Consider the following 23,830-nt stretch of genomic DNA (forward strand, 5'->3'; position numbering starts at 1 on the left):
ATGCTGGTAAATCTTTGCGACTATAAACAGAGCGTTACGCTTATTGCCAACAGCGGTGTACAGTTCCTCGATTTCGGTCTGACCCCGCAGGACACCGCCAGCAACGGGCGTTTCGTGCGTAAAACCGCGAACGGCCCGCTTTTGCGCCTTGATTTCGACCTGGTTAACGGGCGTTACACCCTGCCCGGCACGGACGGCGGCCAACCTGAGGTGGTCAAGCCTGAGACAACCATCGCGCTGCATCAGTCCCTGGCCGTGCTGGATGGCGTCTGGCTCCCCGTTCCGTTCCTGCGCTTCAACCCGCCGCGAACCTTTGTTGACGGCCCGGACAACTGGGCGCGCGTTCAGGTCCGCAAGCTGGAGACGCCGGACACCGCAGGCAACACCCATCGCGTCACCCTCGCCCTCGACAGCCAGATTGCGGAGCATGCCACCTCCGCGCTGTCGCCGGTGGAAAACGACATCCTCAACGGGACCCGCTTCGCGCTGGCCTGGCGCGATGCCGAAGTAGAAAATTTCCTCGACCAGACGTGGATAGACGGCTGGCTGCGCGAAGCGTTCACGCAGTACGCCTCGGACGTTGAACACCGTTCAGAACGCGATCTGCAGCAGGCCATGCGCAGCTTTGAGTATCAGGCACACTGGCTGAATGTGCTGACCATGCTTGGTGAACAGCTCACTGTGCCGGAAGTCAAATTTGTCACCCATACGCTCAGCACGCCTGCCATTCCGGTCGATTTGATCCTCGACGTGGGCAACACCCATACCTGCGGCGTGATTATTGAAGATCACGGCGACGCCAACGACGGTCTGCGCCAGACGGCCGAGTTGCAGGTGCGCTCTTTAAGCGAGCCGCAGTTCCTCAATGAGCCCCTGTTTACCAGCCGCCTGGAGTTCTCGGAAGCACGCTTTGGCAAACAGCACTTCTCGGTTGAAAGCGGTCGCGAGGATGCCTTCGTCTGGCCTTCTATTGTCCGGGTTGGCGATGAGGCGCGTAAGCTGGCCATGCAGCGTCTGGGGACTGAAGGTAACAGCGGTATCTCCAGCCCGCGTCGCTACCTGTGGGATGAGACGCCGGTGGTGCAGGACTGGCGTTTCAGCCAGATGAACAGCAAAACCCAACGCGAGCCGCTGGCAACCGCGTTCCCGCTGATGAACCTGATGAATGATGACGGCGAACCGCTGTTTACGCTGCCCCAGGACGAGCGTCTGCCGGTTTTCTCCCCGCAGTACAGCCGCAGCACCCTGATGACCCATATGCTTTGCGAGCTGCTGGCACAGGCGCTGGGCCAGATCAACAGCGTCGCCACGCGCTTGCGTCTGGGCTTCCCGGCGTCTCCGCGCCAGCTGCGCACGCTGATCCTCACACTGCCCTCGGCGATGCCGAAGCAGGAGCGCGAGATCTTCCGTCGCCGCATGTTTGAAGCGATTGCCATCGTCTGGAAAGCGATGGGATGGCATCCGCAGGATGAAGACTTTGCCACCCGCAAGCAGCAGGATAAAAGCGTGGTGCCGGTGCCTGAGATCCAGATGGAGTGGGATGAAGCGAGCTGCGGGCAACTGGTCTGGCTTTACAACGAAGCGATCTCCCGTTTTGGTGGTCAGACGGAAGCCTTCTTCGCCTCCCTCGCCCGCCCGGATCGTGAACCCGAGCCTGGTGTCCAGCCGGGTCGCGCGCTGCGCGTTGCTTCTATCGATATTGGCGGCGGCACCACAGATATGGCGATCACCCACTATCAGCTGGATGACGGCTCCGGGAATAACGTCAAAATCACGCCACAGCTTCTCTTCCGCGAAGGGTTTAAAGTGGCCGGCGACGACACGCTGCTGGACGTTATCCAGCGCTATGTGTTGCCAGCCCTGCAAACGCAGTTGCAGAAGTCCGGCATTGCGGACGCGTCTCTGCTGATGGCGTCGTTGTTCGGTGACTCCGGGCGTATTGATACCCAGGCGGTATTGCGCCAGCAGACCGCACTTCAGCTCTTTATGCCGATCGGTCATGCGATCCTTGCCGCGTGGGAATCCAGCGACATTGACGATCCGCTGGCCGGTTTGCATGCCACCTTTGGCGATCTGCTGCCGCAGAAGCCGACCCGCAACGTGATGAACTACCTGCAGCAGGCTGTCGACCACGCTCTGCCTGCTGGCTCTGAAGCCTTCGACCTGTTTGCCGTGCCGCTGCATGTGAATTTCCGTGAAATGCAGGATGCGATGCTGGCAGGTCAGTTCACGCTGGCCTCTCCGCTCCATGCGGTGTGCGAAGCGATCTCTCATTACAGCTGTGATATTTTGCTGATCACCGGTCGCCCGGGGTGCCTGCCGGGCGTGCAGGCGCTGATCCGCCATCTCCAGCCCGTGCCGGTCAATCGCATCGTATGGCTGGATAAATACCAGGTTCATGAGTGGTATCCGTTCAGCCAGCAGGGTCGCATCGGCAACCCGAAATCGACCGCCGCCGTGGGGGCCATGCTCTGCAGCCTGGCGCTCGATTTGCGTCTGCCGCGCTTTAACTTTAAGGCGGCCGATATTGGCGCCTACTCCACCGTGCGCTATCTGGGCGTGCTGGATAACACCGTTAACACGCTGCGTGAGGAGAACGTCTGGTATCAGGATATCGACCTGGATAAACCTGGCGCAAAACTCGACGCCCGCCTGCATTTCCCGCTGCGTGGTAACGTCACGCTTGGCTTCCGCCAGCTGGCGAACGCACGCTGGCCGGCGACGCCGCTGTATACCCTGAGTATCAACTCGGCGGAACTGGCCAAAGCGATTGCTGGCGACGGCGTGCTGAACGTGCGGCTTAAGCTCTGCGGAGGCAGCAAGCACGAAGGCCCGGAATCTTTCGAGCTGAGCGACGCCTGGCTGCAGGATGGAACCCCTGTCCCACCTGACGCCTTAACCTTCAAACTGAATACCCTGGCCGATCGCCGTCATAGCGGTAGCCACTACTGGATCGACAGCGGGAGTGTATACCTGAAATGAGTGCAACGATGACCACCACGCAGGCCTTAATCGGGTGGATTAACGAGACGCGCCTGCATGCCCCGGTGCTGGATAACGATGCCGACGCCCTGCTGGCCCGTATCAATGCGGCGCAGGCGCGGGAGCAGGCCATTGAACAGGCCCTGACCCGGCGGAGCAGCATTGGTCTGTATGGCCACTCCCAAAGCGCCAAAGCGCATCTGTTGCTGTCCCTGTGCGGCAACGGTAACGGGCGGCTGAACGTCACCCCCGGGCAACGCACGTTCGACTACTTCTCACATATCAACCCGGGACATGCCCTGACCAACATGGCGCTGCGCTTCACCACTGAAAGCACAGCGGTGGACGATGAGGCTTTCCCGCTACGTCTGAGCCTGGTCACCGAGGCCGAGCTGGTGCAGCTGTTTATTGCCCGCACCACCTTACACCCGCAGATCCGCGCCGTGGATAAGGCCGTTATCGAGACGCGCCTTGAGAAGTGGCGCGGCCTGCGTCAGCCGCAGGGTGTACCGGGCATAACGGCGCAGGAAGTGGGCGCGATTGCCCGCTTCTGGCAGAGCACGGTACCTGCCGCCAGACAGCAAATTGATGATGTGCTGTGGCATCAGTTTGCGCAACTGGTGCCATCGCTTGACCTCACCACCCGGGCCAGCGTCTGGTCTCTCTTGTGGGGTGAGCAACAGGAACTGACCCAGCAGTGGTTAAAGCTCGCCCATGTTCTGCACCAGACCAGCCACGCCAGCGAACTTGCCGCCCCGCTCAGCCTGCTGGTGGATAACTTTGGTCTGCCGGGGGAAGGCTTCCTGACCCATGGCACCTTTACCCTACCGGACGCTCAGGAGACGCTGCTGCATCCCCTGAACAACGGCGAGATGCTTAATGCCATTAGCCTGCCCGTCGATGTACTGGCATTCCTGACGCGTGAACTGGTACTGCCTGTCGAGAGCAGCGCGCTGGATAACGTCGATATTATTGATATCCCGGTCTTTGCAGACAACAGCGCCGATCCGCTAAGCCAGGCCAAATGTCAGTGGCTGCTGGAACACTATCGCCAGCAGCTGCAGCCAGATGTGCTGGTGATCTGCAATGCGACCGCGCAGCACGACCAGACGGCAAAAAAAGCAAAGGTACTGATGAACTGGGTCAAAGAGACGCAGCCTGCGGAGGAATCAGCCCTGCCGGGTCTGGTGTGGGCGATTACGCCTCACGACGCGCGTTTTACCACCCGGCAGAATCTCGATGAAGCAGTCCAGCATCTGCTGGGTAAACCGGGCCTGCGCTGGGGCACGCTGCAGGCGCTGGACAGCCACAGCATGCAGCGCGTCATCGAGTGGCTGTCTCAGGCCACGTTACCTGCCCAGCGACAGAAACGTCTTAACACGCTGAAAACGGCGCTGCGCCAGGAGCTGTCGGCTTTGATGCACAGTTATCTGGCACCGCTGGTTGAGGAGCCTGCAGCAAGACGAACTCAGGCCGAGAACATGGTTCGCACCCTGCAAAGCAGCGCCGCCCGCCACGGTGAATTGCTCGAAGGGCTTCTGCCTCCCCTCAAAGCCTTCGAAACGCTTCTGGCCGTCCAGCAACCGCGCGAGGAGCAGGTCAACGGTCTGTTTACGGATACCATCGATCTGTTTGCCGATAATGCGCAGGAAAGTGCCGGCACGTTCCAGACAAAAGATAAAGCGCGCCTGGCGCATAAAGTGTGGATGAACCATTTGCGCCAGTGGAGTCGCAATGATGCAGCGGCCACACGCCTGGGTCTTGAGCCTGCGGTGTTACAGCAAATTGCCGAGGTTCTGGTAGTCGCCAGCTACCGTCTTAACCTGCCTCAGCAGCTTCAGCGTATTGTCGAAACCGACAAGAGCAGCGCCGCACAGCTACATGCGGTGATAGGTAATTTCGTTGGCTGGCTGGGTTACGACCAGACGCCTGTTGCCGAACGTCCGGCAAGCCGCATCCGTAAGGGGCTGGCAATCTTTGTTACGCCCGTGGTTAGCAGCGCCGCGCCGCGCCTGACGCGCCTGGGGGAACAGCCTGTCCATGCGGCCACCGCATACGTTTACGACTGGCTGGTTGCCCTCTATAGCCGGGCAATAGAGAACATTGATTATCAGCACCCGCATGATGTTCAGCCTGACGCACGTCGGGCACTTCGGGCTTTAATCATGTAGCAGCCTTTGTTGCCGGGTGGCGCTGCGCTTACCCGGCCAACATTCCGCAACGATAATCACGCCGCCATACACTCCGCTAACGTCTGCGCCAGTGCCGACGGGTTTTCCCACGACATGGAGTGCCCCGCAGCAGGGATGATTTTGACCTCAACGCCCTTCTGCTTCAGACGCTCCACATCGTCATCCGGCAAAGAGAGCTCGCCGAAAATCAACGTCACCGGGCAAGGCAGAGACAGAAATTGCGTTTCCCAGTCTGGTTCAACGCCCGCCACCAGGCTCGACGCGCCGCGCCAGACAGCATAAGGGGCATTACTTTGGAGGCACCCGGCCCACGCCGTTTCTTCTGCTCGGAGCATGGCCTGATATCCCTGCTCCAGAAACTGCTGTTCCGTTTGTGCGGCAATCGAGCGGCTGAACATCCCACCCCCGGCATGAAAATTGGGTTCCGACACTATCAGCCCTTTAACACGCGGTACCAGCAACCCCGCCGCTTCAATGGCGATGCTTCCGCCCATGCTGTGACCGTACAGCCAGAAGGCATCGAGCTTCAGATGATCCATCAGTTCAGCCACAACACGGGCCTGATCGGTAGTTTTGTAGCTGTAGTGCTCAGGCTTATCGCTGTAACCGCTGCCGGGTAAATCGATGAGAATCGTTCTGCCCCCGCCAAACTGAGGGTCACGAACGACGCGGGGATATTCATAGGAAGAGGCGCAGCCCAATCCATGGATGAAGACGACGAGATCGCCGGTGCCGGGCAAATCATGCCAGCGGACGGTGCAACCTGCATGTTGCGAGTAAAAACTGTTCATAAGCACTCCTTTTACGATGCACTGTGTATTTATACAGTTACCGTGACGGGAATGCCATGTTCATCGTTTAAAAATGGAAGCGTGCTTCAGAAAAGCGAGACCAGCAGCGCAACGGGGAAGCTCATCGGCCAGGTCGACCCTACCAGAAACGCGCTGAGCAGGCGGATGCGTTTACGATCTTTAGACAGGAACCAGGTGATTAATGCGCAGATAGAAGCCATGATTGCGTAAAAAACCAACATCTTTTGATACAACGTCATTCTGTATTCCAGAGCCGAAAAAATAACCGCACGCAATATGCGTCATATGTTGACACAGATCAAGTTTTTTCGTTACACAATAACCACTTAAATATTAAGGCTAATAACAAATGAGTATATTGCGTTACAACTATGCCCTGACAAGGATCCGTCTTCGAAAACCATGCATGACAAGATCAAGATTGCAGTTGACTCTTTAATCCCTCTGGCTTCGATGCCCATGGTTATCTCCAGGCAACAAAAAACCCCGCTTGAGCGAGGTTTGGCATCTTTTCAATGGTGAATTAAAAAGGAAGCATTGCGCGGATTTCAGTGTGCCAATTATGAAAGGCAGGTAGGTCATCTAATAACCAGAAGCCTAAACCAAGTACTGCAGCACTTATCATTATTTGAGCAATAACGTTAAACCAGTATTCAATAGGTTTAGTGTCTTTGTGTATATATTCCTTTCGCATCGTTCCCTTGAAGGTTTTAGTGTAGACACCTCGTCGCAAAAAGATAATCGACTGAACAAGCATTAAGGGGCAGGTCAGAAAAATTGCACATACCGTGAACCAATATTGAAATCCCATTACCTGTCATTCCAGTTGCCGTTTTGGGCCATTATTACACATGTTTATCCAATTCCAGTCAGGATGGCATAATCATCAACCAGGCAGCTCTGCTGAGCACTAATTTTAACTTCAGTGGCCCACAAGCAAGCGGCTGCAATATATTTTCAATATATTACAGCCTCTTAACTGCATATTAGTGTTTTATCATCACATGCCGGACAACGGTATAATCCTCAAGCCCGTACACCGACATATCTTTTCCGTAACCGGATAACTTCATGCCGCCGTGTGGCATTTCGCTTACCAGCATAAAATGGGTATTCACCCAGGTGCAGCCGTATTGCAGACGCGCACTCAGCCGGTGAGCGCGCCCCACATCCCGGGTCCAGACGGACGAGGCCAGGCCATATTGTGAATCGTTAGCCCAAGCCAGCACCTGTTCTTCGTCGTCAAATTCAGTGATGCTCACCACCGGGCCAAAGACTTCACGTTGCACAATGGCATCTTCCTGTTTTGCACCGGCCAGCAGGGTTGCCTGGAAGTAGTAACCCGCCCCCTCTTTTTTACTGCCGCCCGTCACCACGCGGATATGGCTGAGCGCTTTGGCCTCCTCCACAGCCTGGCAGACGCGCGACAGATGCGCTTGCGAGCTCAGCGGCCCCAGCTCGGTAGAGGCCTCTTCCGGCGCCCCCATCTTCAGGCTGGCCACCGCTGCGCCCAGTTTTTCCACCAGCGCAGCATAAATGCCCTTCTGGGCATAAATCCGGCAGGCCGCAGTGCAGTCCTGCCCGGCATTGTAGAAACCAAACGTCCGCACGCCCTCGACGACCGCATCCAGATCGGCGTCATCAAAGACGATAACCGGTGCCTTGCCGCCCAGCTCCATGTGGGTACGTTTTATGGATGAGGCGGTATGGCCAATGATGTGCTCCCCGGTTGCAATTGAGCCGGTGAGTGACACCATGCGCACTTTCTCATGCCCGGTCAGCGGATCGCCTACCGTTTTTCCGCGCCCGAACAGCACGTTCAGCACGCCAGCCGGGAAAATATCCTTCGCCAGTTCGGCCAGTTTTAAGGCGGTCAGCGGCGTAATCTCAGAAGGCTTGATGACCACGCTGTTCCCGGCGGCCAGCGCAGGTGCCAGCTTCCACGCCGCCATCATCAGCGGGTAGTTCCAGGGGGCGATGGAGGCGACAACCCCGACCGGATCGCGGCGGATCATCGAAGTATGCCCGTCCAGATACTCACCCGCCGCCAGTCCGTTCAGGCAGCGGGCCGCGCCAGCAAAGAACCGAAACACATCGACCACCGCGGGGATCTCATCACCCAGCGCGCAGTGCAGCGGCTTACCGCAGTTCAGGGATTCGAGTCTGGCAAACTCGTCGGCATGCGCTTCAATAACGTCAGCCAGTTTCAGCAGGCATTCGGCACGCGCTTTGGGCGTGGTTTGCCCCCACTGTGCGAATGCCCGATCGGCTGCCTGCACGGCCGCGTCGACCTGCGCGGCAGACGCTTCAGCAATCTCCAGCAGAACCTCTCCGGTGGCAGGGTTATAGACCGGCTGTTTTTCCCCCTCGCCGCTCACCAGTTCACCATTAATCAGCAGTCGTTTTTGCATAGCATTGTCCCGTTGAAATCAATGTTATTTCCCGCTCCCGGCGCTGTGCTCGCCGTCGCGGGTTAGCCACCAGGCTCCCAGAATGGGGAAGGTTGTCACCAGCATCACCAGCAGTGCGACCACGTTGGTGACCGGCACGTCACGCGGACGTCCGAGCTGGTTAAGCAACCACAGCGGTAACGTGCGCTCGTGTCCCGCGGTAAAGGTTGTGACGATAATTTCGTCAAACGACAGAGCAAACGCCAGCATGCCCCCGGCCAGCAGCGCTGACCCAAGATTGGGCAGGACCACGTAACGGAAGGTTTGCCAGCCATCGGCCCCTAAATCCATCGACGCTTCAACCAGGCTCCAGGAGGTGCGTCGGAACCGGGCAATCACATTGTTAAACACCACCACCACGCAGAACGTGGCGTGTCCGACAACGATGGTAAAAAAACCAGGTTCCAGAGTGATGGTTTTGAAAGCGGTCAGCAGCGCCAGACCGGTGATGATGCCCGGCAGCGCTATCGGTAACAGCAGCAACAGCGAAATGGCGTTTTTGCCAAAAAACGCGCTACGCCACAGCGCCGCTGCAGCAAGCGTGCCAAGTACCAGGGCAATAGCCGTCGCTAACGTCGCGATTTTAAGTGACAACGTCACGGAATCGATGATGTCGCCACGCCCCGCCGCCACGCTAAACCACTTCAACGTCAGCCCCTGCGGCGGGAAGCTGAAGGCCGCGTCCTCAGTATTAAAAGCGTAGATGGCAATAATCAGCAGGGGGAAGTGGAGAAAGATCACCCCGCCCCAGGCGGCCACTTTCAGGAACAACGGTGCGCGTTCAGAGTGCATCGAATGCTCCCAGACGTTTCACGAACGCCAAATAAAGCGAGATAAGCACAATCGGCACCAGGGTAAAGGCGGCAGCCATGGGCATATTGCCGATGGCCCCCTGCTGGGCATAGACCATATTGCCAATGAAATAGCCAGGCGGCCCTACCAGCTGTGGCACGATAAAATCACCGAGCGTCAGAGAGAAGGTAAATATCGAGCCCGCCGCGATACCCGGGATCGCCAGCGGCAGAACAACATAACGAAAGGTCTGACGCGGACGCGCGCCGAGATCGGCAGAGGCCTGCAACAACGAGGCAGGCAGCCGTTCCAGCGCCGCCTGCACGGGCAGGATCATAAACGGCAGCCAGATGTAGACAAAGACCAGAAACCGCCCCAGCCCGGAGGTCGATAACGTGTTCCCGCCAATCGCCGGGAGCGTCAGAACAGAGACCAGGATCGGCTCCAGCCCCAGATGGCTGAGAAACCACTGCGCTACGCCATCTTTCGCCAGCAGTAGCGTCCACGCGTACGCTTTGACGATATAGCTCGCCCACATCGGTAGCATAACGGCAATATAGAAGAACGCTTTCCATTTGCCGCTGCTGTAACGCGCCATATACCAGGCCATCGGGAAGGCCAGAATGGCGCTGGCGAGGGTGACCGCAATCGCCATCACCAGCGTACGGATAATAATGTCGTAGTTTGCCGGGTTAAAAAGTGCCTGAATGTTCGCCAGCGTCAGGTCCGGCGTAACCGACATGGTGAAGTCATCAAAGGTATAAAAGCCCTGCCACAGCAGCGTAAGGAGCGATCCCAGATAGACGATGCCAAACCACATTAGCGGTGCCAGCAGAAGCAGGAATATCCCCAGCGACGGTTTGCGCCAGAAGTGCGCGGTCATGCGGCTTAGGGTACCGCGCGGTGCGGGAGGATGTAAGACGCTCATCGCCATTTCACCCTTCCTCATGCAGGCGGATCATGGCGTCGCGCGACCATGACGCCAGCACCGCCTGCCCCGGCTCAACACCGGTGTGCAGTGTGTTCGCGCTGAGATTGGCCTGGCTCACCAGCAGTTTTGCCCCCCCGGCAAGTTTCAGCTCCAGGCGCGTTGCCGCCCCCTGATACTGGACAGCCTGAACCACGCCTTCAACCTGAACCTCACCGCTCTCATTGAGTCGGATATGTTCCGGTCGAAGCGAATAAGCACCCTCCATGCCGCACACTTTCTGCGCCAGTGCCGCATCGAAAACGTTCGAGGTGCCGACAAAACTGGCCACGAACGGCGTACGCGGCCGCATGTATAGCTCACGCGGGGTATCCACCTGCTCAATGCGTCCGTTGTTGAAAACGGCGACCCGGTCGGACATTGACAGGGCTTCCCCCTGATCGTGGGTCACAAAAATAAAGGTGATCCCGAGTGCCTGTTGTAGTTTTTTCAGCTCGACCTGCATCTGTTCACGCAGTTTCAGATCGAGCGCCCCCAGCGGTTCATCCAGCAACAGCACGCGGGGTTCATTGACCAGCGCACGCGCAATGGCAACGCGCTGACGCTGGCCGCCGGAAAGCTGCGACGGCTTGCGCGCAATGGCAAAGCTCAGCCCGACCTTTTCCAGCGCCTCCTGCGCCAGTGCATGGCGTTTTTTCTTGTCGATGCCTTTGACCATCAGCCCGTAAGCGACGTTATCGAGAATCGACATATGCGGAAACAGCGCGTAGTCCTGGAACACCGTATTGACGTCTCGCTCCCACGGAGGAAGCTCACTCGCTTCTTTACCGAAGATTGTGATCGCCCCGCCGGAGAGTTGTTCAAAACCGGCGATCAGCCGAAGGCAGGTGGTTTTGCCGGAGCCCGACGGCCCCAGCATGGAGAAAAACTCCCCGTCACGAATGGCAATGCTCACCCCATCCACCGCCCGTACGTCGCCGTACAGACGGGAAACGTCATTAAACTCTACCGCGTACGTCATGTTCTGCTCCCGGATGATTAACGGCCACCCATGATGGCGATGTAATCCTGCGTCCAGCGGCTGTAAGGCACATATTTGCCGCCTTCGGCGATCGGGGTTTTCCAGAACTTGATTTTGTCAAAAGCGTCGTAACCGTTGGTTTCACAGCCTTTCTCACCCAGCAGCGTACTGGCCTTACACCCTTGCGCCACCACCGGCAGAGAGCCAAACCACGCCGCCAGATCGCCCTGCACTTTTGGCGTCAGCGACCAGTTCATCCATTTGTAAGCACACATCGGGTGTTTTGCCTGCGCGTGAAGCATAGTGGTGTCTGCCCAGCCCGTGACGCCCTCTTTCGGGAAGACGGTCGCGATCGGCTGGTTTTCGGCTTTCAGGGCATTCGCCTGGTATGGCCAGGCGCTGGACGCCACCACGCCTTCATTCTTAAAGTCACTCATCTGTACGGTGGTGTCATGCCAGTAGCGGTGGATCAGGGCGTGCTGATCGCGTAGCACTTTCAGAACCGCAGCGTACTGTTCTTCCGTCAGCTGGTAGGGGTCGTTAATACCCAACTGGGGTTGAGTGGCCTTCACAAACAGCGCCGCATCGGCAATGTAAATCGGACCATCATAGGCCTGCACGCGTCCCTGGTTGGTTTTACCGTCCGGTAAGTCCTGTTTTACAAACACCACGCTCCAGCTGTCCGGCGGTGTCGGGAAGGTTTTGGTGTTGTACATCAGCAGGTTTGGCCCCCACTGATACGGCGTGCCGTAGACGTTGCCGCCCACGTTAAACCATTCACCTTTAACGAGGCGCGGGTCGAGGGTTTTCCAGTTGGGGATGAGTTCCGGGTTAATCGGCTGAACGCGTTTGCCCATAATCAGACGGAGCGACGCATCTCCTGACGCGGTGACCAGGTCATACCCGCCTTTCGCCATCAGGCTCACCATCTCGTCCGACGTGGCGGCGGTTTTAACGTTTACCGCACAGCCGGTCTCTTTTTCAAACTGGGTTACCCAGTCATAGTTTTTATCCGTTTGTCCCCGCTCGATGTAACCCGGCCAGGCAATAATATCCAGCCGACCCTCTCCGTCGCCAATCGCTTTCGGTGGCTCGGCGGCTTGCGCGGTCATTATGGCCATACCAAGCGCACACAGGCTGCTGCGGGCAAATTTTTTGCTCATAAACATTACTCCAGTCGCAATGAAAATTTAGCGGCAGCCGTGCCGTAAAAATATCTCCCTCATTAAACGTAGACCGCGCAAATGCCCCGCACCGTGCGGCTTAAGGAAATTTCATCAAGGTGTGACCGAGGGCGCATTCCCCGTTAACTGGATTATAGACAAGGGGTTAGGCGTGAGAGGTGGTATGCAGATTTCGTATGATGCGACGCGGCAAAATGGTCGCCGCGGCGGCAAAAAGATAAGCAATGATTATTTAGCGAGAGGCCGGAATCGTTATTTCAACATGCTGCTGATTAATTTCCCTAACTGAATAACGGCCTGCTCTTCCCGCTCTCCCCATGCCCAGGAGGTATTAAAACGGAAAAAAGGTGTCCAGACATCTGAGGTGGAAAACATCTTGCCTGGGGCAATACTGATGTGATGGCGTAACGCCTGTTCGCTTAACAGTCCTGCATCCAGCTGTGCCGGAAGCTCCAGCCACAAAAAGTAGCCGCTATCGTTATGATGGATTTTGATGCCCGGCGGCATATGGCGCAAAAGTGACTGCCACGCCTGCTGTTTACGCTCGGCCAGCGTACGTCGCAGGCGGCGAAGATGGGCGTCGTAGCGTTTGGTCGCCAGGTAATCCACCAGCGCCAGCTGCATCGGGGAACTGGTAGAGAGCGTGCTCATCAGCTGAAGCTGCTGAATGCGTCGCGCATGTTTACCCGCCGCTACCCAGCCGATACGAAAACCGGCCACCAGACATTTCGAAAACGAGGAGCAGTGCAGCGTCATGTCCTGACGATCCCATGCTTTCGCCGGGAGCGGCTTTTCACGGCCGAAATAGAGCTCGCTGTAGACATCATCTTCAATCAGCGTGACGTTGTGCTTCGTCAGCAGCGCCACAAGCTGCGCTTTTTTCTCCGGGCTGAGCGTAAAGCCAAGCGGATTTTGACTGTTGGTCATTATCCAGCAGGCCTTGACCGGGTAGTCATTCAGCGCCTGTTCAAGGGCATTGAGATCGATTCCCTCGCGCACGTCTGTCGCAATCGACAGGGCCTTCAACTTCAGGCGTTCCAGCGCCTGCAGCGCGCCGTAGAAACAGGGGTTTTCGACAATCACCCAGTCCCCCGGCTCGGTCACCGCCTGGAGACTCAAGTTCAGCGCTTCGAGCGCGCCTGCGGTGATCACGATCTCCTCCGGTGAGATGTTCATCCCCTGCTGTGCATAGCGGCGGGCAATGGCGTGGCGCAAATCGACATTACCCGGCGGCAGGTTTTCAATCACGCTCATCGCCGTCGCGGTTTTGCTGACGTTCGCCAGCGAGCGGTTGAGTTGCTGAAGCGGGAAAAGACGCGGGTCGGGAAAGGCGGAAGCGAAAGGAACAACCGACGGGTCACGGCTGGCCTGCAGAACGTCGAAGATATAGGTGTTGATGTCCACCGCTTCGTCGCGCATGACCTGTGCAGGTGGCGCTGGCTGTTGTGCGGTCGGGCGCGAGGCAACGTAATAGCCCGACTGCGGTCTGGCGACAATGCGCCCCTGACTTTCCAGCATCTGATACGCGTGGCCCACGGTCATAAAACTCATGCCGCTGCTCGCCACCTGCTCTCGCAGAGAAGGCAGCTTATCGCCCGGCAACCATACGCCAAGCTCAATCTGCGAGATAATTTGTTGCGCCAGACGCTGGTATTTTTTCATCAGATTCTCCTTATTGCCGACAGTGTATATCAGCAGGAGAAAAAGAGAAGATTTTGCTAACTGTTATGGTTTAAGAAATGAATTACTTACGGTACTCGGTCACATGATTGTGTGCGAGACGCGCCGCGGCCAGATGGTCGAGTGTAATCATTGGCGATTTGCAAAAGATGCATTTTGCGCCGAAGGGATTTTTCTCAGACACATCAAAGGCTGAAGTACGGTACTGCGAGCCATGACAGCATGGGCAGCGAAAATGGATATAAGAAGTCATAGGATTCTCCTGTAAACGTAAAAACGTAAATTACTCATGAGCCGATCAGGCGATAATGGTTTGAAACAAAACTAATCGGAATGTAGATAAAGACCCAAGAGAGGCTGCGGAGAGGCACAACGTGATGAGAACTGCTTTATAAAACTACGTCAGATATTTATTTGGACTCAAAACCAGAAGACCATTAACGCACGGTGCCGACGACAAAGCAAGCGGTTTAATGCATAAAATTCATTAAAAAAATATTTTTATGCCCTATAAGGAAGTATATCAGATGGAAAAAGCGGGAGTTTTTTTGCCAACTGTTATGGTTAAATTTCGCGTTTCTGCGTCTGATAGTCTGATCTGCGCCTCTGTACCATAACAGCACACCGTTTGACATTGAGGCTGTGCATGTTTGGTTTAGATGCTTTTCACCTTGCACGGATACAGTTTGCCTTTACCGTATCCTTCCACATTATTTTCCCGGCAATCACTATCGGCCTGGCAAGCTATCTTGCTGTGCTTGAAGGGCTGTGGCTGAAAACAAAAAATCCGATCTGGCGCTCGCTGTACCACTTCTGGTCCAGGATTTTTGCCGTTAACTTTGGCATGGGCGTGGTCTCCGGGCTGGTGATGGCGTATCAGTTTGGCACTAACTGGAGTGGATTTTCGCAGTTTGCGGGCAGCATTACCGGCCCACTTCTGACCTATGAAGTGCTGACCGCCTTTTTCCTTGAGGCCGGATTCCTCGGCGTGATGCTGTTCGGCTGGAATAAAGTCGGGCCTGGGCTGCACTTCTTCGCCACCTGTATGGTGGCGCTGGGGACAATTATCTCCACCTTCTGGATCCTCTCCTCCAATAGCTGGATGCAGACCCCACAGGGCTATGAGATCGTCAACGGGCAGGTCGTCCCGGTAGACTGGTTTGCCGTGGTCTTTAACCCCTCCTTCCCATATCGTCTGCTGCATATGTCGATAGCCGCCTTCCTCAGTAGCGCCCTGTTTGTTGGCGCATCGGCGGCATGGCATCTGCTGCGCGGAAACAATACGCCTGCCATCCGCGCTATGTTTTCTATGGCGCTGTGGATGACCCTGATTGTGGCCCCCATCCAGGCAATGGTCGGTGATATGCATGGGCTGAATACCTTAAAGCATCAGCCTGCCAAAATCGCCGCCATTGAGGGGCACTGGGAAAACCCACCGGGGGAACCTACCCCGCTACTGCTGTTTGGCTGGCCGGATATGGAACTGGAGCGCACCCGCTTTGGCCTTAAGATCCCCGCTCTTGGCAGCCTTATCCTGACGCACAGTCTGGATAAACAGGTTCCGGCGCTCAAGGAGTTCCCGAAGGAAGATCGTCCAAATTCCACCATTGTCTTCTGGTCGTTCCGCATTATGGCGGGCTTAGGCATGCTGATGCTGCTGCTCGGCGTGGTGGCGCTCTGGTTGCGCTATAAAAAGCGTGTTTACACCTCGCGCCCCTTCCTGTGGTTTGCCCTGCTGATGGGGCCTTCAGGGTTGATCGCCATACTGGCCGGATGGGTGACCACCGAAGTAGGACGCCAGCCGTGGGTCGTCTATGGGCTTCAACGTACCCGGGATGCGGTATCCGCCCATGGCGATCTGCATATGAGCGTCAGTTTGCTGGCTTTCTTCGTCGTTTACACTTCGGTCTTCGGCGTCGGTTACAGCTATATGGTGCGTCTGATTAAAAAAGGACCTCAGCCTCACGAATCGTTCGCCACCGAGGCCGATGGACGTCCGGCACGCCCGCTTTCCGCAGTTACCACTGGCAATAAGGAGCAGCCATAATGGGTATCGATCTTTCCATTATCTGGTTTGTCATCATCGTCTTCGCGACGCTGATGTATATCGTGATGGACGGTTTTGATCTGGGGATCGGCATTCTGTTCCCGATGACGCAAAACCCGGACGATCGCGATGTGATGGTCAACAGCGTCGCCCCGGTCTGGGACGGGAATGAAACCTGGCTGGTGCTGGGTGGCGCTGCCCTCTTCGGTGCCTTTCCGCTGGCCTACGCGGTGATTATCGATGCCCTCACCATTCCGCTGACATTAATGCTGATCGGTCTTATTTTTCGTGGCGTGGCGTTTGAGTTTCGTTTTAAAGCAACGCCAGCGCACCGTCCGTTCTGGGATAAAGCCTTTATTGGCGGTTCACTTCTGGCGACGTTTACCCAGGGCGTGACGGTGGGTGCCGTCATAAACGGGTTTGCCGTCACCGGGCGTGCCTATACCGGCGGTCCCTTTGACTGGTTTACCGCGTTTAACCTGTTCTGTGGCGCGGGTCTGGTGGTGGCCTATGCGCTGCTGGGCGCCACCTGGCTGGTGATGAAAAGTGAAAATGCCCTGCAACAGCGGATGCGCGAAGTTTCTAAAACGCTCTTAATTGTGCTGCTGGCCGTTATCGCGGCGATCAGTCTCTGGACCCCGCTGGCGCACCCGGCCATCGCCGCGCGCTGGTTTACGCTGCCGAACCTGTTTTACCTGTTGCCGGTTCCGGCTCTGGTCGTCCTGCTGAGTCTGTATCTGTGGCGCTGCCTGAATAATCGGCAAAGCCATAACCGGCCATTTATCCTGACGCTGGGGCTTATTTTTCTCGGCTTTAGCGGGCTTGGGATCAGCATCTGGCCGCATATTATTCCACCGTCGATCACCCTGTGGCAGGCGGCCGCGCCGACACAAAGTCAGGGCTTTATGCTGGTAGGTGCGTTGTTGATCATTCCCGTGATTCTGGTCTACACCTTCTGGAGTTACTACGTATTTCGCGGAAAAGTACAGCATGGGGAGGGTTATCACTGATGCAACAGCCTGTCTGGAAACGATTGCTGTGGCTGGCCATTATCTGGGGCGGCAGCGTACTGGCGCTGGCGGCTGTCAGTATGTTCTTCCGCATGCTGATGACGGCCGCCGGGTTTAAATCTCACTGATCTTGTCCCGGGCAACCGCTGCGTTGCCCGGTCTTCTTCCCGCACTTTCAGATAAACCCCATTAACGCACGCCAGCGTATCGTTACACTGGTAAATGATTCACAGTATTTATAGTTCGAGAAGAAAAATGAAAAAACTCATTGCGTTAAGTGTTATCAGTCTTGTCCTCTCCGGCTGCGTTAATCCGGGTAAAGCGTCTGTTCAGCCGGAGCAGCTTAAGAACCACCGCTTTGTGCTGGAAAATGTGGACGGGAAAGCCGTGAAGGCCACGACAACGCAACCTGAGATCAGTTTTAGCGCGTTGCCCGATATCAGCCTGGTTAATAACATCAGCATTTCCGGCGTGATGTGTAACCGCTTCAACGGACAGGGAAAATTGTCCGAAGGGGAACTTAAGGTTAAAGGGCTGGCCATGACGCGCAAACTCTGTACCGAACCACAGTTGAACGAGCTGGATCAGGCCATCGGCGACATGCTGCGCAAAGGGGCGCAGGTCGACCTGACTGAAGACCAGTTAACGCTGGCGACAGCCGACAAAACGCTGATGTTTAAACGCGCTGAATAATCAGTAGCTACCGCAGGATCCAACGGCAAGCGACTGTTCACTGCAGCGTTTGCCGTTTGGCAAGGCGCACATCCCGATCGCAGAGCCATCGAGCTGGCGGGCAACCGACAGTGAGCCACCAATCATCGCGCAGTTGGCTTGTCCAGAACTGGACATCGCGGCTTTCATTCCCGGCGTCACGTGTGCCGCCGTGGCCTGCTGAACAGGTTCGTTACTACAGGCCGACAGCAATAACGCGGCACACCCTACCCAAAACGCTGAACGCATGCTCTCTCTCCCCCATGAATAATGCGAAACCTATGCATAATAGGCATCACATCCCGTGCCGTCGAGAGCGGAAGTGCGTATTTATGCGCTGCTGAAACAATTTCTCGCAATTTTTTCACCTAAAGTTTGATCTACTCATTGATGGTGAGAATACCGAGGACACAAATGCGAAAATCGCAAAATCCGGCCTTTGCTAAAATAAGGGAATAATATTCAGGGTCTGACCAGGTTTACGGACCCCTCTTTTTTTTGCGCAATGTAAGGGTGTCGTCCTATGCAAACTATTGACGGTAATGGTGCAGTCGCGTCAGTCGCGTTTCGCACCAGCGAAGTTATCGCCATCTACCCGATTACGCCAAGTTCTACAATGGCCGAACAGGCAGATGCCTGGGCAGGAAACGGGTTAAAAAATGTCTGGGGCGATGTCCCGAGAGTCGTCGAAATGCAGTCCGAAGCGGGTGCGATTGCCGCGGTGCATGGTGCGCTACAGACGGGGGCGCTCTCCACGTCGTTTACCTCCTCGCAGGGATTGCTGCTGATGATCCCGACGCTGTACAAACTGGCCGGTCAACTTACCCCGTTTGTCCTGCACGTCGCGGCACGAACCGTTGCTACCCACGCGCTCTCCATTTTTGGCGATCACTCCGACGTGATGGCCGTGCGTCAGACCGGCTGCGCCATGCTGTGCGCCAGCAGCGTTCAGGAGGCCCAGGATTTCGCGTTAATTTCCCATATCGCGACGCTGAAAAGCCGCGTGCCGTTTATTCACTTCTTTGATGGTTTCCGCACCTCTCACGAAATCAACAAAATCGTGCCGCTGGCAGACGACACCCTTCTCTCGCTTCTGCCGCAGGCGGACATTGATGCCCATCGCGCCCGCGCACTCAACCCGGAACATCCGGTGATCCGCGGGACATCGGCCAACCCGGATACTTACTTCCAGTCCCGCGAGGCAACGAACCCGTGGTACAACGCGGTGTACAACCATGTGGAACAGGCGATGAACGATTTCGCTGCCGCCACCGGACGGGAATATAAACCGTTTGAATATTATGGCCATCCTCAGGCGGAACGCGTGATTGTGCTGATGGGTTCAGCCATTGGCACCTGTGAAGAAGTCGTGGATGAACTGCTGACGCGCGGCGAGAAAGTTGGGGTGCTGAAAGTTCGCCTCTTCCGCCCGTTCTCAGCGAAACATCTGCTCTCTGCGCTGCCGGAGAGCGCACGAAGCGTGGCCGTGCTCGATCGTACCAAAGAGCCTGGCGCACACGCAGAACCGCTGTATCTGGACGTCATGACCGCACTGGCGGAAGCCTTCAGTAACGGCGAGCGCGAAACGCTGCCGCGTGTCATTGGCGGGCGTTATGGTTTGTCGTCCAAAGAGTTCGGTCCGGATTGCGTGCTGGCGGTGTTTAATGAGCTGAGTGAAACGAAGCCGAAGCCTCGCTTTACGGTCGGTATTTATGACGATGTCACTAATCTTTCACTGGCCTTGCCGGAAAACACCCTGCCCTCCGGCGCGAAACTTGAGGCGCTGTTCTACGGTCTGGGCAGCGACGGCAGCGTTTCGGCAACCAAGAACAACATCAAGATCATCGGTAATTCCACACCGTGGTATGCACAGGGTTATTTCGTCTATGACTCCAAGAAAGCCGGCGGGCTGACCGTGTCCCATCTGCGCGTCAGCGAACACCCTATCCGCTCCGCGTATCTCATTTCGCAGGCTGATTTTGTCGGCTGTCACCAGCTGCAGTTTATCGATAAATACCAGATGGCCGAACGTCTCAAACCTGGCGGTATTTTCCTGCTCAACACGCCGTACAGTGCGGATGAGGTCTGGGCGCGCCTGCCGCAGGAAGTGCAGGCGGTGCTTAATCAGAAAAAAGCGCGGCTTTTTGTCATTAACGCGGCGAAGATCGCTCGTGAATGTGGTCTTGCCGCGCGCATCAACACCGTCATGCAGATGGCGTTCTTCCACCTGACAAACATTCTGCCGGGCGACAGCGCCTTAATGGAACTGCAGGGCGCGATCGCCAAAAGTTACAGCAGTAAAGGCCAGGAATTGGTTGAACGCAACTGGCAGGCACTGGCGCTGGCGCGCGAGTCGCTGTCTGAAGTACCGCTCCAGCCGGTGAATGCCAGCAGCCCGAACCGTCCTCCGGTGGTTTCTGATGCGGCTCCAGATTTTGTTAAAACCGTAACGGCGGCCATGCTGGCGGGGCTGGGCGATGCCCTTCCCGTCTCCGCCCTGCCGCCGGATGGCACCTGGCCGATGGGCACCACCCGCTGGGAAAAACGCAACATCGCCGAAGAGATCCCAATCTGGAAGGAAGAGCTGTGTACCCAGTGCAATCACTGTGTGGCAGCGTGCCCGCACTCTGCCATCCGGGCCAAAGTCGTTTCTCCGGACGCGATGGAATCGGCCCCATCCAGCCTGCATTCACTGGATGTGAAATCCCGCGATATGCGCGGACAGAAATACGTTCTGCAGGTTGCACCAGAAGATTGCACCGGCTGTAACCTCTGCGTCGAGGTCTGCCCGGCCAAAGACCGACAGAACCCGGATCTCAAAGCCATCAATATGATGTCGCGGCTGGAACACGTGGAAGAAGAGAAAGTGAATTATGACTTCTTCCTGAACCTGCCGGAAATCGATCGGAGCAAGCTGGAACGTATTGATATCCGTACCTCACAGCTGATCACGCCGCTGTTCGAATACTCTGGCGCCTGCTCCGGCTGCGGGGAAACACCGTACATCAAACTGCTGACGCAGCTGTACGGTGACCGGATGCTGATCGCCAACGCGACCGGCTGTTCGTCTATTTATGGCGGTAACCTGCCGTCCACCCCATACACCACCGACGCCAACGGCCGCGGCCCGGCATGGGCGAACTCGCTGTTTGAGGATAACGCCGAATTTGGTCTTGGCTTCCGCTTAACGGTGGATCAGCACCGCGCACGCGTGATGCGCCTGCTGGATCAGTTTGCCGATAACATCCCTGCCGACCTGCACGCTGCGCTGCACGCTGAAGCCACGCCTGAGGTTCGTCGTGAACAGGTTACGGCGCTTCGTAATGCCCTTCAGGGCGTTGACGGCGCAGAACAACTGGTGACCGACGCTGACGCCCTGGTTGAAAAATCGATCTGGCTGATTGGCGGCGATGGCTGGGCGTATGACATTGGCTTTGGCGGGCTGGATCATGTGTTGAGCCTGACCGAGAACGTGAACATCCTGGTGCTGGATACCCAGTGTTATTCCAATACCGGCGGACAGGCGTCAAAAGCCACGCCGTTAGGAGCGGTAACAAAATTTGGTGAGCACGGGAAACGCAAGGCGCGTAAAGATCTCGGCGTCAGCATGATGATGTATGGACACGTGTACGTTGCGCAAATCTCGCTCGGCGCGCAGCTTAACCAGACGGTGAAAGCGATTCAGGAGGCGGAAGCGTATCCGGGCCCATCGCTTATCATCGCCTACAGCCCTTGCGAAGAGCATGGTTACGATCTGGCGCTCAGCCACGACCAGATGCGTCAGTTGACCGCCACGGGCTTCTGGCCGCTGTACCGCTTTGATCCTCGCCGGGCAGAGGAAGGCAAGCTGCCGCTGGCGCTCGATTCACGTCCTCCGTCAGATGCCCTGGCTGAGACACTGCTGCAGGAGCAACGCTTCCGTCGCCTCAATGCGCAACAGCCAGAGGTGGCTGAGCAGTTGTGGAAAGATGCCGCCGCCGATCTGCAAAAACGGTACGACTTCCTGGCGCAAATGGCCGGGAAAGCGGAAAAATCCACCAGCGAATAATCCCCATGCCCGGCTTGTCCGGGCATTTTTATGCCATAAAAAAAGCCCGGTGTATTCACACCGGGCCAGACCAAATAATCCCTGAGCATCACGTTAAATGAATAAATGATATTCATGGGAATTATGGATAATAATCTTAAAGGCATATAACGGGGCAGACATTACCTGATTTACCGCATGATTAATAATTTTAATTTATTATGTTTTTCACTAAAACATTCACCAAATAAATTAACATTTCCGCAGAACAATTCCCTTTAGATTTTACTCACTTCGTAACAATTATAATTTATTACTCTTTCAGCGGAGTGATTTAGCATGTGACAACTCTCCGCAAAGGAAAGTTCAACAGGTAATTAAAGAAAAACAACCGCAAAGGAATACCATAATGCAAAGAAAAGTACTGGCCCTGATGATTCCGGCCCTGTTAATGGCTGGCGCTGCGCATGCAGCAGAGATTTATAATAAGGATGGCAATAAATTAGATCTGTACGGAAAAGTAGATGGTTTGCACTACTTCTCTGATGACACGTCTAAAGACGGCGATCAGACCTATATGCGTTTGGGTTTCAAGGGCGAAACCCAGATCAACGATATGATGACCGGCTACGCACAATGGGAATACAACATTCAGGCAAATAACACCGAGGGGTCTGACAACCAGTCCTGGACACGTCTGGCCTTCGCCGGTGTGAAAGTGGGTGACTACGGTTCCTTTGACTACGGCCGTAACTATGGTGTCCTGTATGACGTGGAAGGCTGGACCGATATGCTGCCAGAGTTCGGCGGCGACTCTTACACCTATGCCGATAACTTTATGACTGGTCGTGCCAATGGCGTAGCAACCTACCGCAACACCGATTTCTATGGCCTGGTGCCGGGTCTGAACTTTGCTCTGCAGTATCAGGGTAATAACGAAGATGCCAGCAATAACCAGGAAGGGACCAATAATGGTCGCGACACGCGTCATGAGAACGGTGACGGCTTCGGTATTTCTACCACCTATGATTTCGGTATGGGAATTTCAGCGGGGGCGGCCTATACCTCTTCTGACCGTACCAACGATCAGGTGAGAAATACCACCGCGGGCGGGGATAAAGCGGATGCCTGGACCGCGGGTCTGAAATATGACGCCAACAATATCTATCTGGCGGCCATGTATTCTGAAACCCGCAATATGACCCCTTACGGCGACAACGAAAGCGCCGTGGCGAATAAAACCCAGAACTTTGAAGTTACCGCACAATACCAGTTCGATTTTGGTCTGCGTCCGGCAATTTCCTACCTGCAGTCGAAAGGTAAAGACCTGGGCAACGGTCAGGGCGATCAGGACCTGGTTAAATATGCCGACGTAGGCGCAACCTATTACTTCAACAAAAACATGTCCACCTATGTGGATTATAAAATCAACCTGCTGGATGAAGATGACAGCTTCTACAAAAACAACGGTATCGGTACCGATGATGTCGTTGCATTAGGCCTGGTTTACCAGTTCTGATGATCAGAGCCCGCAGCATCATGCGGGCTCACCTTTTTTGATGTTAGTCGCACAACAGCACGCTATCGCGAGATTGTTGAGGATAAGTTGAGAGATTGCGGGTTAGACTGCGCAGATATCCCCCTCATCATTAAGGATAACTGTGTTGTTTGGTCGTGTTTCCCTTGCCCTACTGGCTCTTTTAGCGTGTTTGTGGATGGCGTTAATTTTCGATTTCCGCGATATTGTTGGGCACCTCGGCACGCTCTTAAATCATCTCGACAGGCATTAACAGTGAGCCTTTGAAAACAAAAAGCCACCAGCAGTGCCGGTGGCCGTGATACCCTTCGTGAATGCTATTTTTTCACGGGCTGAGGCTTTTTATCCCCTGATTCAGGCGCCTCACGTGGGTCGTCTTTTTCAACACTAAGCATAATGTCTCCTCTTTAAGATACCCACTTCCCACTATAGCCAGCGTTAGCACAATGTGGCCAGG

19 protein-coding genes are annotated in these 23,830 nt (G+C 55.9%); 8 read left to right on the forward strand and 11 right to left on the reverse strand.

Annotated elements, in window-relative coordinates:
• Both ACQG2G_RS11490 and ACQG2G_RS11495 read left to right on the forward strand, forming a co-directional pair.
• Nucleotides 1–2,982, forward strand: a complete 2,982-nt coding sequence (locus ACQG2G_RS11490; protein ID WP_029882937.1) for a virulence factor SrfB — start codon at nt 1–3, stop codon at nt 2,980–2,982.
• Nucleotides 2,979–5,153 (forward strand): virulence factor SrfC family protein, encoded by a 2,175-nt coding sequence (locus ACQG2G_RS11495; RefSeq protein WP_061771783.1) that lies wholly within the window; start codon nt 2,979–2,981, stop codon nt 5,151–5,153. The genes ACQG2G_RS11490 and ACQG2G_RS11495 overlap by 4 nt, the downstream gene beginning before the upstream one ends.
• A gap of 56 nt (nt 5,154–5,209) precedes the next feature.
• Here the strand turns inward: ACQG2G_RS11495 and ACQG2G_RS11500 are convergent, their stop codons facing one another.
• The 9 genes from ACQG2G_RS11500 to ACQG2G_RS11540 form a co-directional block, all read right to left on the reverse strand.
• Nucleotides 5,210–5,965, reverse strand: a complete 756-nt coding sequence (locus tag ACQG2G_RS11500; protein ID WP_061771782.1) for an alpha/beta fold hydrolase — start codon at nt 5,963–5,965, stop codon at nt 5,210–5,212.
• An 86-nt stretch (nt 5,966–6,051) separates the two neighbouring features.
• Nucleotides 6,052–6,225: a GhoT/OrtT family toxin gene (locus tag ACQG2G_RS11505; RefSeq protein WP_013096478.1), complete on the reverse strand. Its 174-nt coding sequence runs from the start codon at nt 6,223–6,225 to the stop codon at nt 6,052–6,054.
• Nucleotides 6,226–6,972: 747 nt separating this feature from the next.
• Nucleotides 6,973–8,397, reverse strand: a complete 1,425-nt coding sequence (patD, locus tag ACQG2G_RS11510; protein WP_061771780.1) for an aminobutyraldehyde dehydrogenase — start codon at nt 8,395–8,397, stop codon at nt 6,973–6,975.
• A 24-nt stretch (nt 8,398–8,421) separates the two neighbouring features.
• A complete protein-coding gene (locus tag ACQG2G_RS11515) occupies nt 8,422–9,228 on the reverse strand; it encodes an ABC transporter permease (RefSeq protein WP_061771779.1) in 807 nt (268 codons plus the stop codon).
• Nucleotides 9,218–10,162 carry an ABC transporter permease gene (locus ACQG2G_RS11520; RefSeq protein WP_061771778.1) on the reverse strand — a complete coding sequence of 315 codons (945 nt, stop codon included), beginning with the start codon at nt 10,160–10,162 and terminating at the stop codon, nt 9,218–9,220. Before ACQG2G_RS11520 ends, ACQG2G_RS11515 begins: the two co-directional genes overlap by 11 nt.
• A 1-nt stretch (nt 10,163) precedes the next feature.
• On the reverse strand, nt 10,164–11,177 hold the full coding sequence (locus ACQG2G_RS11525) for an ABC transporter ATP-binding protein (protein WP_061771777.1): 1,014 nt from the start codon (nt 11,175–11,177) through the stop codon (nt 10,164–10,166).
• Between the two features lie 17 nt (nt 11,178–11,194).
• The gene (gene ydcS, locus ACQG2G_RS11530) at nt 11,195–12,340 is read right to left on the reverse strand and encodes a putative ABC transporter substrate-binding protein YdcS (RefSeq protein ID WP_014832084.1); all 1,146 of its coding nucleotides are present in this window, start codon (nt 12,338–12,340) and stop codon (nt 11,195–11,197) included.
• A gap of 273 nt (nt 12,341–12,613) precedes the next feature.
• A complete protein-coding gene (locus tag ACQG2G_RS11535) occupies nt 12,614–14,023 on the reverse strand; it encodes a PLP-dependent aminotransferase family protein (protein ID WP_248078562.1) in 1,410 nt (469 codons plus the stop codon).
• A gap of 82 nt (nt 14,024–14,105) precedes the next feature.
• On the reverse strand, nt 14,106–14,294 hold the full coding sequence (locus ACQG2G_RS11540) for a hypothetical protein (protein WP_020689184.1): 189 nt from the start codon (nt 14,292–14,294) through the stop codon (nt 14,106–14,108).
• Between the two features lie 393 nt (nt 14,295–14,687).
• Here ACQG2G_RS11540 and ACQG2G_RS11545 point away from each other — a divergent pair, with 393 nt between their 5' ends.
• The 4 genes from ACQG2G_RS11545 to hslJ all read left to right on the forward strand — a co-directional run bounded on the left by ACQG2G_RS11545 (nt 14,688) and on the right by hslJ (nt 17,791).
• Nucleotides 14,688–16,088: a cytochrome ubiquinol oxidase subunit I gene (locus tag ACQG2G_RS11545; RefSeq protein ID WP_061771775.1), complete on the forward strand. Its 1,401-nt coding sequence runs from the start codon at nt 14,688–14,690 to the stop codon at nt 16,086–16,088.
• Entirely contained in the window at nt 16,088–17,098 is a 1,011-nt protein-coding gene (gene cydB / locus ACQG2G_RS11550; RefSeq protein WP_020689186.1) for a cytochrome d ubiquinol oxidase subunit II, read from the forward strand. The genes ACQG2G_RS11545 and cydB overlap by 1 nt, the downstream gene beginning before the upstream one ends.
• On the forward strand, nt 17,098–17,226 hold the full coding sequence (locus tag ACQG2G_RS11555; RefSeq protein ID WP_013096467.1) for a DUF2474 domain-containing protein: 129 nt from the start codon (nt 17,098–17,100) through the stop codon (nt 17,224–17,226). The genes cydB and ACQG2G_RS11555 overlap by 1 nt, the downstream gene beginning before the upstream one ends.
• A gap of 127 nt (nt 17,227–17,353) precedes the next feature.
• The gene (gene hslJ, locus ACQG2G_RS11560; protein WP_013096466.1) at nt 17,354–17,791 is read left to right on the forward strand and encodes a heat shock protein HslJ; all 438 of its coding nucleotides are present in this window, start codon (nt 17,354–17,356) and stop codon (nt 17,789–17,791) included.
• On the opposite strand, the gene ACQG2G_RS11565 is transcribed toward hslJ, so the two are convergent.
• On the reverse strand, nt 17,792–18,058 hold the full coding sequence (locus ACQG2G_RS11565) for a putative hemolysin (RefSeq protein WP_013096465.1): 267 nt from the start codon (nt 18,056–18,058) through the stop codon (nt 17,792–17,794).
• A gap of 274 nt (nt 18,059–18,332) precedes the next feature.
• Here ACQG2G_RS11565 and nifJ point away from each other — a divergent pair, with 274 nt between their 5' ends.
• On the forward strand, nt 18,333–21,857 hold the full coding sequence (nifJ, locus tag ACQG2G_RS11570) for a pyruvate:ferredoxin (flavodoxin) oxidoreductase (protein WP_061771774.1): 3,525 nt from the start codon (nt 18,333–18,335) through the stop codon (nt 21,855–21,857).
• Nucleotides 21,858–22,245: 388 nt separating this feature from the next.
• Complete coding sequence (gene ompC / locus ACQG2G_RS11575) at nt 22,246–23,355, forward strand: porin OmpC (protein ID WP_013096462.1); 1,110 nt, start codon at nt 22,246–22,248, stop codon at nt 23,353–23,355.
• Between the two features lie 335 nt (nt 23,356–23,690).
• Here ompC and ACQG2G_RS11580 read toward each other — a convergent pair whose 3' ends face one another.
• A complete protein-coding gene (locus tag ACQG2G_RS11580; protein WP_223232805.1) occupies nt 23,691–23,768 on the reverse strand; it encodes a hypothetical protein in 78 nt (25 codons plus the stop codon).
• Nucleotides 23,769–23,830 lie beyond the last annotated feature (62 nt).

This window comes from Enterobacter cloacae complex sp. 382A5 (assembly GCF_050031095.1).
GTDB lineage: Bacteria > Pseudomonadota > Gammaproteobacteria > Enterobacterales > Enterobacteriaceae > Enterobacter > Enterobacter cloacae.